The following is a 12,030-nucleotide window of genomic DNA, read 5'->3' as shown; positions in this document are numbered from 1 at the left end:
TTCCTGTGTGCCTGTCGCGGTGTGTGTCGTGTTTTATTTTCTATCACCAAATACCAACACTCTCTCTTCGCTCTCTTTCTGTTACACAGACCCCCACCACCCCCCCCCGGCTCCGGCTCAGCTCTGGGTCGCCCACCACTCCTTGAGCGCCGCGACCGCCGCCTCGTGCTCCATCGGCCCGTTCTCCAGGCGCAGCTCCAGCAGGAACTTGTACGCCTGCCCGACGGCCGGCCCAGGCCGGATGCCCAGGATCTCCTGGATCTGGTTGCCATCCAGATCGGGCCGGATCGAGTCCAGCTCCTCCTGCTCCTGGAGCTGCGCGATCCGCTCCTCCAGGCCGTCGTAGGCGCGCGAGAGGGCTCCGGCCTTGCGCTTGTTCCGCGTCGTGCAATCCGACCGGGTCAGCTTGTGCAGCCGCGAGAGCAGCGGGCCGGCGTCGCGCACATAGCGGCGCACCGCAGAGTCGGTCCACTCGCCGGTTCCGTAGCCATGGAATCGGAGATGCAGCTCGACCAGGCGCGAGACGTCCTTGATCATCTCGTTGGAGTACTTCAGCGCCGTCATCCGCTTCTTGGTCATCTTCGCGCCGACCACCTCGTGGTGGTGGAACGAGACCCGCCCGTCCTTCTCGAAGCGACGGGTACGCGGCTTGCCGATGTCATGCAGCAGAGCGGCAAGCCTGAGCACGAGATCCGGCCCGTCCTCCTCCAGGTCGATCGCCTGGTCGAGAACGGTCAGGGAGTGCTCGTAGACATCCTTGTGCCGGTGGTGCTCGTCACTCTCGAGCCGCAGGGCAGGCAGCTCGGGCAGGACGTGATCGGCGAGCCCCGTGTCGACCAGCAGGCCCAGGCCCTTCCGCGGGTACGCGGAGAGCAGCAGCTTGTTGAACTCGTCACGGACCCGCTCGGCGGAGACGATCTCGAGTCGGCCGGCCATGTCGGTCATCGCCGCGACGACCTCGGGGGCCACCTCGAAGTCGAGCTGGGCGGCGAAGCGCGCCGCACGCATCATGCGCAGCGGGTCGTCGGAGAAGGACTCCTCCGGCGTGCCGGGCGTCCGCAGCAGTCGCGCGGCGAGGTCGTCGAGCCCGCCGTGCGGGTCGATGAACTCCTTCTCCGGGAGGGCCACGGCCATGGCGTTGACCGTGAAGTCACGCCGGACGAGGTCCTCCTCGATGGAGTCGCCGTAGGACACCTCGGGCTTGCGCGAGGTCCGGTCGTACGCCTCGGAGCGGTACGTCGTCACCTCGATCTGATAGCCGCTCTTCTGGCACCCGACCGTGCCGAAGGCGATCCCGACCTCCCAGACGGCGTCGGCCCACGGGCGGACGATCTTCAGGACGTCCTCGGGGCGGGCATCGGTGGTGAAATCGAGATCATTGCCGAGCCGGCCGAGCAACGCGTCCCGTACCGAGCCGCCGACCAGCGCGAGGCTGAACCCTGCCTCCTGGAAACGGATGGCGAGGTCGTCGGCGACAGGGGATACGCGCAGTAGTTCACTGACCGCGCGGCGTTGCACCTGGCTCAGTGCAGTCGGGGTGTCTTCGTTGGCGTTCGGCACAACAGAAAAGGGTACGTGCCCCGACCCACGGCAGCGTCCCCGTTTTCCCGTGGCCACCCCTCTCCTCGCATCAGCTGGAGCAGTCCCCGGCACTTGGCCACAGCGTGCCTCGTTACCATGCGTGGACACAGCAACGGCGAACCACCGACACCACTGATACGACGAGGACGGGCGAACGCGTGGCCGAGGCGGCAGACATCCAGGGGACCGTTCCCTCACCTGCCCGCCGTTGGCTTCGGCGCACAGCGTCACTCCTCGCAGCGGCGCCGCTACTAGCCGGCCTCCTGCACGGCACGACGGCCACTCCGGCGACAGCAGCCGAGGCGGCAACCGGATCCCGGACCGTCGATGTGTCTCTCGACACGCTCTCCCCGAGCGCACCGGTCGAGGGCGACACGCTCACGATCTCCGGGCGGGTCACCAACCAGAGCAAGCAGGCGGTCACCAATGCCACGCTGGACGTCAGGGTCGGCCCCCGGATGACGAGCCGGAGCGAGATCGAGGCCGTCTCGGGCCGTACCGGCTTCCACCCCGCCAGCGATCCCGCGCCCCTGGGCGGCAGCTACAAGGTCGCGATCCCTCAGCTGGCAGCCGGACTCAGCACGGAGTTCTCGCTCTCCGTGCCGGTCGCCAAGCTCGGGCTCGAGGACGGGGGCGTCTACCAGCTGGGCGTCTCCCTCTCGGGGCAGACGCCCGCCCAGTCGGGGGAGCGGGTCCTCGGGATCGAGCGGACCTTCCTGCCCTACCAGCCCGAGGCGACGGAGAAGAAGACCCAGCTCACCTACCTCTGGCCGCTGATCTCCTCGGCGCATGTGTCGGCGGAGACCGGCACGGACGACCAGCAGACGCCGGTCTTCGAGAACGACGAGCTGGCGGCCGAGCTCGCTCCGGGCGGCCGGCTGGACCACATGGTGACGCTGGGCAAGGAACTCCCCGTCACGTGGGTGATCGACCCGGACCTGCTGGCCACCGTCGACGCCATGACGAAGAACTACCAGGTCAAGTCCGGCTCGACGACCGTGCCCGGCAGGAACCAGGCAGTCGCCGAGCGATGGCTCGACGCGCTGGAGAAGGCGGTGGTGGGACGCAAGGTCGTCGCCCTGCCGTTCGCCGACCCGGACATCGCCTCCCTCGCCCACCGGGGCAAGGACGTCCCCGGCTCGGTGAGCCATCTCCAGCCCGCGACGGAGCTGGCCGGGTCGACCGTGGAGACGATCCTCCACGTGAAGCCGTCCACCGACTTCTCCTGGCCCGTCGACGGAGCCGTCGACCCCTCGATCATGGATGTCGCGACCTCGGCAGGTGCCCGCAAGGTCATCGCCCGGTCGGACAGCTTCCGGGACGACCTCCCGTACACCCCGACGGCGGCGCGGCCCATCGGCGGCGGCACCACCGCCGTCGTCAGCGACGCCTATCTGTCGACGGCGTTCGAGGGCGACATGCTCCCGGCAGGGAACTCCACGCTCGCCGTCCAGGAGTTCCTGGCCCAGACGCTCGCGGTGACCCTGGAACAGCCCGAACTGCAGCGCAGCATCGTCGTCGCTCCCCAGCGGATGCCGACCACGGCCCAGGCGCAGACCATGGCGAGCGCGCTGCGCGGCCTGTCCGCCCAGCGCTGGACGCAGTCCCTGGACCTGGTGGCCGCCTCCGCGGTGAAGCCGGACCCGGACGCGAACACCCAGGTGCCCGGCGCTTCCCGCTACCCGCAGGCTCTGCGCAAGCAGGAGCTGCCGGTGCAGGCCTTCCGTGAGATGCAGGACACCCGCGGGGCGCTCGACGACTTCAAGGTCATCCTGACCCAGCCGGACCGTGTGGTGACGCCGTTCGGCAACGCGATCAGCCGTGAGATGTCCACGTCCTGGCGCGGGCAGGCGCCTGCGGCGTCGCTCTACCGGATCACGGTGCAGGAGTACCTGAAGACCCTCTCCAAGGGGGTCCAACTGATCAGCAAGTCGGATCTCACGCTCTCGGGCCGCAGCGCCACGATCCCGGTGACCGTGCAGAACAAGCTGCTGCAGGGCGTGGACCATCTGGTGCTGCGGCTGACCTCCACCAACAAGACCCGTCTGAAGCTCAACGGTGACGACGTCGCCGAACTGCCCATCAAGATCGACGGTGGGCACAGCCAGTCGGTGAAGTTCCCCGCCTCGGCCAACGCCAACGGCCCGGTGCCGATGACGGCCCAGCTGTTCACCGAGGACGGCACGCCGTACGGACAGCCGATGACCTTCACGGTGAAGGTCTCCGAGATCACTCCGACCGTGATGCTCGTCCTCGCCGGCGGTGTTCTGCTCCTGGTCCTCGCCGGCGCGCGGATGTACACCCAGCGCAAGCGCGCAGCGGCCAGGAACGCCGAAGCGGAGGCAGCGGAGGACAACGATCCCGAGCAGCCGAGTGACCCGACACCGGACACCGGTCACGAAAGCGGTGACCCGTCGGGCCCGGGTGAGAAAGTGGACCGTTGAGCGATGTCGTGGCCGGTCGGCCGGGGACGATGAGGTGGGGTAACCATGAACGCGCCGTACGACGGTGACCGCGGCCAGGGCGCGGGCGGCACCGAGCCGTCCGGTGGTACGCCCGCGGCGACCCCGGGACCCGGCCGGCCGCCGGCCCCGTCGCCGCAGCAGCCCGCCTCGGACCCGTATGCCCAGAACCAGTACGCCCAGGACCCCTACGTCGAGGACGCGTACACCCACGATCCCTACCGGGCGCAGGACCTCTCCGCTCAGGACCCGGTGACCGAGGCGCTCTACGACCGCGCCGCCCATCCTCCGCCGCCGCCGGGCACGTACCAGGAGCCTCAGCCGCTCTACCAGCAGCCGGCCGCGCCAGAGCACGCCCCGGACCCGCGGGTCTGGGCCCAGACCCCGGCGCCCGAGCCGGACGGCCCCTCACGCCATCTGCCGTACGGCGACGACCCCCGCACGGTCCAGTTCACCGGAGTGGACGACCTGGTGACCCGGGCCGGCGACGAGAAGCCCGAGCCGGACGCCTTCGCGCACCTCTACCGGGACCAGCAGACCCCCGGTCAGGTGCCCTCGCCCGCTCCGGAGCCGAACCCGATGCCCGCCCCCGCCCCGAAGAAGTCCGGCCGCGCCTCCGGGCTGCTGAAGTCGAGCGCGGTGATGGCGGCCGGCACGCTGGTCTCCCGCCTCACCGGCTTCGTCCGCAGCCTGGTCATCACCGGCGCGCTCGGCGCCGCACTGCTCGGTGACACCTTCACCATCGCGTACACCCTGCCGACGATGATCTACATCCTGACGGTCGGCGGCGGCCTCAACTCGGTCTTCGTGCCGCAGTTGGTCCGCTCGATGAAGAACGACGAGGACGGCGGCGAGGCCTACGCCAACCGGCTGCTGACGCTGGTCATGGTGGCTCTCGGCGCGATCGTGGTCGTCGCCGTCTTCGCAGCCCCGTTGCTGATCAGGGCGATGTCGAACACCATCGCCGACGACGCGGCGGCCAACAGCGTCGCCGTCACCTTCGCCCGCTACTGCCTGCCCACGATCTTCTTCATGGGTGTGCACGTGGTGATGGGTCAGATCCTCAACGCCCGTGGCAAGTTCGGCGCGATGATGTGGACCCCGGTCCTCAACAACATCGTCATGATCATCACGTTCGGTCTGTTCATCTGGGTCTACGGCACCTCCGCCGAGTCCCAGATGGGCGTGCAGACCATCCCGGACGACGGTATCCGCCTGCTCGGCATCGGCACTCTGCTCGGCTTGGTCGTCCAGGCCCTGGCGATGATTCCCTACCTCCGCGAGACGGGCTTCCGGTTCCGCCCCCGCTTCGACTGGAAGGGCCACGGCCTCGGCAAGACGGTCAAACTGGCCAAGTGGACCGTGCTGTTCGTGCTGGCCAACCAGGCCGGTGTCCTGGTCGTGACCCAGCTCGCCACCGCGGCCGGCGAGGAGTCCGGCAGGGACGGCGCCGGCTTCCTGGCGTACTCCAACGCCCAGTTGATCTGGGGTATGCCGCAGGCCATCATCACCGTCTCGGTCATGGCGGCGCTGCTGCCCCGCATCTCCCGCGCGGCCCATGACAACGACCCCGGGGCCGTCCGCGACGACATCTCGCAGGGTCTGCGGAACTCCGCCGTCGCGATCGTCCCGGTCGCCTTCGCGTTCCTCGCGCTCGGCGTCCCGATGAGCACCCTGCTCTACGCCTCCAGCGGCATCGAGGCGGCCCAGGGCATGGGCTTCATCCTGATGGCCTTCGGACTCGGGCTCATCCCGTACTCGGTCCAGTACGTCGTTCTGCGTGGCTTCTACGCCTACGAGGACACCCGGACGCCCTTCTACAACACGGTCATCGTCGCCGCCGTCAACGCGGCCGCCTCGGCCGCCTGTTACTTCGTCCTGCCCGCCCGGTGGGCCGTCGTCGGCATGGCCGCCTCGTACGGTCTGGCCTACGCCGTCGGCGTCGGCGTCGCCTGGCGTCGCCTGCGCAACCGACTGGGCGGCGACCTGGACGGCGCCCATGTGATGCGGACCTACGCCCGTCTCTGCCTCGCCTCGCTGCCCGCCGCGATCGTGGCCGGAGCGGTGGGCTTCGGCCTGCTCAAGGTCGTCGGTGACGGCGCTCTCGGCTCCCTGGTGGCCCTGATCATCGGCGGTGCGGTGCTGCTCGGAGTCTTCTTCGTGGCGGCGAAGCGGATGCGGATCGAGGAGCTGAACTCCTTGGTCGGTATGGTCCGTGGGCGCCTGGGTCGGTAGGGAATCCGGCCCCGCACAACCATCGTCGGCCGCCGCGTGTCGTGCATAGCGGCCGACTGTGGGCACAATTGGCTTGGCTGTTGGATGTGGCGCAACGGATGGGGAGGCAGGAACGACGGTGGCGGAACGTAGCACGGCTGCCGTCGACGTGGCCGACAACAGCGGAGACGACCCGCTGACCGCCAAGGCGGACAAGGCCGCGACCGACGGGGTGGCGGAAGCGCAGGACACGGCGGAGAAGTCCGCCGAGGTCGCAGAGGACGAGGCCGGGACCCGGCAGAACGGCGAACAGCCCTCCATCGAGACACCCGAACTGCACAGCGGGCACAAGTTGGCCAGGCGTTACCGCCTGGAGGAGTGCGTCACTCGTCTGGACGGTTTCAGCAGTTGGCGTGCCGTCGACGAGAAACTGCGGCGGGCGGTCGGTGTCCATCTGCTGCCGGCCGACCACCCTCGGGCCCGTTCGGTCCTCGCGGCGGCCCGTTCCTCGGCGCTGCTCGGAGACCCCCGGTTCGTCCAGGTCCTCGACGCCGTGGAAGAGAACGATCTCGTGTACGTGGTGCACGAGTGGCTTCCCGACTCCACCGAGCTGACGACCCTGCTCGCCGCGGGTCCCCTGGAGCCGCATGACGCCTATCAGCTCGTCAGCCAGGTCTCCCAGGCGATGGCCGCCGCGCACCGCGAAGGCCTCGCCCATCTGCGCCTCACGCCGAGCGCGGTGCTGCGCAGCTCCACCGGTCAGTACCGGATCCGCGGCCTGGCCGTGAACGCCGCGCTGCGCGGGATCAGCGCGGAGCGCCCCCAACGCACCGACACCGAGGCGATCGGCGCCCTGCTGTACGCGGCGCTCACCCAGCGCTGGCCGTACGACAGTGACGCCTACGGCCTCTCCGGCCTCCCCAAGGGCGTGGGCCTACTGGCCCCCGACCAGGTGCGGGCCGGCGTCCATCGCGGCCTCTCCGAGATCGCCATGCGCGCCCTGGCCAACGACGGGGCCACCGCCTCGCGCCAGGAGCCGCCCTGCACCACCCCGGACGAGCTCGCCAAGGCCGTGGCGGCGATGCCCCGCATCCGCCCGCCGGAGCCCGAGTTCCCCACTCCGCCCGAGTACCAGCGCACCACCTACCAGCAGGGCACGTACGGCCGCCCTCAGCAGCGTCCGGGCGGCGCGGTCACCCAGACCGTGATGGCACCTCCGGCCCCGCTGGAGAGCCGTACGGGCAGGGCCCTGAAGTGGGCCGTGTCGGCGCTCCTCATCGCCGCGCTCGGACTGGGCAGCTGGCAGATCGCCGACCGGCTGCTGGGCCAGAAGGACACCACCGAGACCCCGCAGACCACTCAGCCGGAGAACCGCGACGAGGACGAGAAGGCACCCGACACGGGCAAGCCGGTCGCGATCGTCGGCGCTCACGACTTCGACCCGGGGGGCGATGGCGCCGAGACTCCGTCGGAGATAGGGAACGCCTACGACGGCAATCCCTCGACGTCCTGGCAGACGTCCATCTACTACGGGTACTCGAACTTCGGCAGGCTGAAGGAAGGCGTGGGCCTCGTTCTGGACCTCGGCTCGGTCCAGCAGGTCTCCAAGGTGGACGTCACCTTCCAGGGCACCACCTCGGTGCAGTTGCGGACGGCGCCCGAGAACGCCTCGTCGCAGCCCTCGGCAGCTGACGGCTACACCATGGTGACCAAGGGCTCCGGCACGCAGGTCGCACTCACCGCCGACAAGCCCGTGAAGACCCGCTACGTTCTCGTCTGGCTGACCGACCTCCCCGGCAGCGGGGGCGGTTACCGAGGCAAGATCACGGAAATCAAGATCACGAGCTGACGGCATCCGGGGAGGGGGCTCACCGTTGGACGAAGCCATAAGCGGCGACATCAGCGACCAGGATCTCCTGGCGCGCCATGTCGCGGGCGATCCCGACGCCTTCGGTGAGCTTGTGCGGCGCCACCGCGACCGGCTGTGGGCCGTGGCCCTGCGGACGCTGGGAGACCGCGAGGAGGCCGCTGACGCCGTCCAGGACGCCCTCGTCTCCGCCTTCCGGGCCGCGCATACCTTCCGGGGCCAGTCGGCCGTCACGACCTGGCTCCACCGGATCACGGTGAACGCCTGCCTCGACCGTGCTCGCAAGACCGCCTCCCGCAAGACCTCTCCCATGGACGACACGGCACGTTTCGAGCAGCTCCTCGAACCCGCCGAGTCCGCCGAGGCCCCGGCCGAGCGCCAGGACCTCCACCGTGAGCTGCTGGCCGCCCTCGCCAAGCTCCCCGAGGACCAGCGCGCCGCGCTTGTCCTGGTGGACATGCAGGGATACCCCGTGGCAGAGGCCGCCCGCATCTTGGATGTCCCCACAGGAACGGTGAAGAGCCGCTGTGCGCGCGGGCGGGCCCGGTTGCTGCCGATGCTCATCCATCTGCGCGCCGATACGGGGGGTAACGAGGCCACCGACCGGGGAAGGAACCGGACGCCGGGGACATCCGTCCCACCGGTGTCGGGGCCAACGGATAACGGATCGAATGGTCCGGCTGCTGTGAAGGGCGGAGGTGGGCGCGCGTGACTTCCACGACCGGCAGGGCCGACACAACACAGCACCCGGACGTCTCGGAGATCTCCGATCTCACCGAGGGGCTGCTTTCTCCGTCCCGCACCGCGGCCGTGAGAAGGCATCTCGACGACTGCTCTCTGTGCGCCGATGTACGGACCTCCCTGGAGGAGATCCGTGGGCTGCTCGGCACGCTCCCCGGGCCGCCGCGGATGCCCGCCGAGATCGCCGGCCGCATCGATGCCGCCCTGGCAGCCGAAGCGCTCCTGAACGCCACCACGCTGGATGTCGACGCGCATGTTTCACGTGAAACAGCGAGCACCCCGACTCCACACCCCAGCCCGGTGCCGGCGGCCACGGATCGGCCTGGCGGCCGCCCACGCGCCGCCACCGGCCCGGGCCGCCCCAAGACTCGCCGCCGCCGGATCGCCGCGCTCGGCGCGGTCTTCGGTGCCGCGGCGCTGGGCATGAGTCTTTTCTTCGTCCAGGGCGGCATCCAGACACTCAGTGGCGAGTCGGGCGACAGGAAGACCGACACCGCCGCCAGCGGATTCGCCGCGGACCAGTTCGACGGCCGGCCGGTCGAGGCCCGGGTCCAGGACCTCCTGCAGCCGCAGGGGACTCTCAAGGTCCCCGACAGCTCCCCTCCGGAGTCCATGTCTGCCGAGAACGGCGGTGACACCACGAAGCGGGGCATGGCGGAGTCCCTGCCCGGTTGCGTCAAGGCCGGGACGGGCCGAACCGACGCGGTTCTCGCCTTCCAGAGGGGCGAATACCAAGGCACCCCGGCCTATCTCGTCGTGCTGCCTCAGGGAACCGAGGGCACGCATGTGCAGGCATTTGTGCTGGACGCCTCCTGCGCCGATGGCGGAGGACAGGCCAAGGCCGAGGTTCTGATGACAAGGGCCTACCCCCGCTCCTGACATAGACGCCGTGCCGCACGGCGGTCTCGGGAATGCTCGCCCCTTAGGATCCGTTGGGTGGGGTGAGAGTCACCGATCGACCGCCCCGTAGGTAGTAGGCAGTCTGCAGAGACGAGGAAGAAACCCGTGAGCGACGTCCGTAACGTGATCATCATCGGCTCCGGGCCCGCGGGTTACACCGCTGCGCTCTATACGGCGCGTGCGTCGCTGAAGCCGCTGGTCTTCGAAGGTGCTGTCACCGCTGGTGGCGCGCTGATGAACACGACCGACGTGGAGAACTTCCCCGGCTTCCGTGACGGCATCATGGGCCCGGACCTGATGGACAACATGCGCGCCCAGGCCGAGCGCTTCGGTGCCGAGCTGGTCCCCGACGATGTCGTCGCCGTGGACCTCACCGGAGAGATCAAGACCGTCACGGACACCGCCGGCACCGTGCACCGCGCGAAGGCCGTCATCGTCACCACGGGCTCCCAGCACCGCAAGCTCGGGCTGCCCAAGGAGGACGAGCTCTCCGGCCGCGGTGTCTCCTGGTGCGCCACCTGCGACGGGTTCTTCTTCAAGGACCAGGACATCGCCGTCGTCGGCGGCGGCGACACCGCGATGGAGGAGGCCACCTTCCTCTCGCGCTTCGCCAAGTCCGTCACGATCGTCCACCGTCGGGACTCGCTGCGCGCCTCGAAGGCGATGCAGGAACGCGCCTTCGCCGACCCGAAGATCAAGTTCGCCTGGGACAGCGAGGTCGCCGAGATCCACGGTGACCAGAAGCTCTCCGGTCTGACCCTGCGCAACACCAAGACGGGCGAGACCAGCGAGCTGCCGGTGACCGGCCTCTTCATCGCCGTGGGCCACGACCCTCGCACGGAGCTCTTCAAGGGCCAGCTGGAGCTGGACGAGGAGGGCTACCTCAAGGTCGACGCCCCGTCGACGCGGACGAACCTCTCCGGTGTCTTCGGCGCCGGTGACGTCGTCGACCACACCTACCGTCAGGCGATCACCGCTGCCGGCACCGGCTGCTCCTCCGCGCTCGACGCCGAGCGCTTCCTGGCCGCCCTTGCCGACAACGAGAAGGTCGCCGAGCCGGCGACGACTCCCGCGGTCTGACCCACCCGGCTTTCCCCACCCCACACCCCGCGAAGTTAAGGAGGTCGCCGTGGCCGGCGCCCTGAAGAACGTGACCGACGCTTCCTTCGAGGAAGACGTCCTCAAGAGCGACAAGCCCGTACTGGTGGACTTCTGGGCCGCCTGGTGCGGCCCGTGCCGCCAGATCGCCCCGTCGCTCGAGGCGATCGCCGCCGAGCACGGCGAGATCGAGGTTGTGAAGCTCAACATCGATGAGAACCCGGCCACGGCTGCCAAGTACGGCGTCATGTCCATCCCGACGCTGAACGTCTACCAGGGCGGCGAGGTCGTGAAGACGATCGTCGGCGCCAAGCCGAAGGCCGCGATCCTCCGCGACCTCGAGGGCTTCGTCGAGGCCACTGCCTGACGCCTCTGTTTCACGTGAAACACGAACGGCCCGCCTCCGGATGGAGGCGGGCCGTCGTCGTCGGAGCATTGGTCCTCACAGGGGCCGGAGGGCCGGTTCCTTCTGGACGGCGCCCAGGAGCCGGTCCAGCGCCAATTCGACGTCCTCCTTCCAGGAGAGCGTCGTCCGGAGCTCCAGCCTCAGCCGCGGATGGCTCGGATGGGGCCGCACGGTCTTGAAGCCCACAGCGAGAAGATGCTCCGCCGGCAACACACAGGCCGGCTCCTTCCATCGCGCGTCCCCGAACGCCTCGATCGCCTTGAAGCCGCGCCTCAGCAAGTCCTTCGCGACGGTCTGCACCATCATCCGGCCGAGCCCCTGCCCCTGGTACCCCGGCATGATCCAGGCCGTCATCAACTGCACCGAGTCGGCGGAGACCGGACTCGTGGGGAAGGCCATGGAGCGCGGCACATACGCCGGGGGCGCATAGAGAACGAAGCCGACGGGGACCTCGTCCACATAGACCACCCGCCCGCAGGATCCCCACTCCAGCAGGACCGCGGAGATCCATGCCTCTTTCTCCAACTCCGGCCGACCCGCCTTCACCGCGGCTTCTCCGCTCACGGGGTCCAGCTCCCAGAAGACGCAGGAGCGGCACCGCTTGGGGAGGTCCGGAAGGTTGTCCAGAGTGAGCGGTACGAGCCGACGCCCCACGGCTGTTCCTCGCTTCCCACGGCCATCGCAGTACGGATACGCCCTCACAGAATCGTATCGATGGGGCGATCAGGGCGATACCGCACTCAGGCAAAGGGCGGGCCGTG

General features: G+C 69.3%; 9 protein-coding genes. 7 read left to right on the top strand and 2 right to left on the bottom strand.

Annotated elements, in window-relative coordinates; all coding sequences use genetic code 11:
• Nucleotides 1-117: 117 nt before the first annotated feature.
• Nucleotides 118-1,560, bottom strand: a complete 1,443-nt coding sequence (locus ACFVZW_RS09800; RefSeq protein WP_384519212.1) for a CCA tRNA nucleotidyltransferase — start codon at nt 1,558-1,560, stop codon at nt 118-120.
• A 179-nt stretch (nt 1,561-1,739) separates the two neighbouring features.
• Here ACFVZW_RS09800 and ACFVZW_RS09795 point away from each other — a divergent pair, with 179 nt between their 5' ends.
• From ACFVZW_RS09795 to trxA, 7 genes are all read left to right on the top strand, one after another.
• Nucleotides 1,740-4,025: a DUF6049 family protein gene (locus ACFVZW_RS09795; protein WP_384519210.1), complete on the top strand. Its 2,286-nt coding sequence runs from the start codon at nt 1,740-1,742 to the stop codon at nt 4,023-4,025.
• A gap of 45 nt (nt 4,026-4,070) precedes the next feature.
• Nucleotides 4,071-6,278, top strand: coding sequence for a murein biosynthesis integral membrane protein MurJ (gene murJ, locus ACFVZW_RS09790; RefSeq protein WP_384519208.1), 2,208 nt, complete (start codon nt 4,071-4,073; stop codon nt 6,276-6,278).
• Between the two features lie 118 nt (nt 6,279-6,396).
• The gene (locus ACFVZW_RS09785) at nt 6,397-8,106 is read left to right on the top strand and encodes a protein kinase family protein (protein WP_384519207.1); all 1,710 of its coding nucleotides are present in this window, start codon (nt 6,397-6,399) and stop codon (nt 8,104-8,106) included.
• A 25-nt stretch (nt 8,107-8,131) separates the two neighbouring features.
• Nucleotides 8,132-8,836: an RNA polymerase sigma factor SigM gene (sigM, locus tag ACFVZW_RS09780; RefSeq protein WP_384519205.1), complete on the top strand. Its 705-nt coding sequence runs from the start codon at nt 8,132-8,134 to the stop codon at nt 8,834-8,836.
• The gene (locus ACFVZW_RS09775; RefSeq protein WP_384519203.1) at nt 8,833-9,744 is read left to right on the top strand and encodes a hypothetical protein; all 912 of its coding nucleotides are present in this window, start codon (nt 8,833-8,835) and stop codon (nt 9,742-9,744) included. The genes sigM and ACFVZW_RS09775 overlap by 4 nt, the downstream gene beginning before the upstream one ends.
• A 126-nt stretch (nt 9,745-9,870) precedes the next feature.
• Nucleotides 9,871-10,845, top strand: a complete 975-nt coding sequence (gene trxB / locus ACFVZW_RS09770; RefSeq protein WP_384519201.1) for a thioredoxin-disulfide reductase — start codon at nt 9,871-9,873, stop codon at nt 10,843-10,845.
• A gap of 49 nt (nt 10,846-10,894) precedes the next feature.
• Nucleotides 10,895-11,230, top strand: a complete 336-nt coding sequence (trxA, locus tag ACFVZW_RS09765) for a thioredoxin (RefSeq protein ID WP_376439055.1) — start codon at nt 10,895-10,897, stop codon at nt 11,228-11,230.
• Nucleotides 11,231-11,305: 75 nt separating this feature from the next.
• Here trxA and ACFVZW_RS09760 read toward each other — a convergent pair whose 3' ends face one another.
• Nucleotides 11,306-11,923, bottom strand: a complete 618-nt coding sequence (locus tag ACFVZW_RS09760; RefSeq protein WP_376439053.1) for a GNAT family N-acetyltransferase — start codon at nt 11,921-11,923, stop codon at nt 11,306-11,308.
• Between the last annotated feature and the right edge of the window lie 107 nt (nt 11,924-12,030).

The organism is Streptomyces sp. NPDC059567 (assembly GCF_042735655.1).
Lineage (GTDB): Bacteria > Actinomycetota > Actinomycetes > Streptomycetales > Streptomycetaceae > Streptomyces.
This window is presented reverse-complemented; position numbering and strand designations above follow the sequence as displayed.

Excerpts from the sequence above, each read along its gene's own strand:
- murJ (WP_384519208.1), top strand. The coding sequence starts at position 4,071 with ATGAACGCGCCGTACGACGGTGACCGCGGCCAGGGCGCGGGCGGCACC.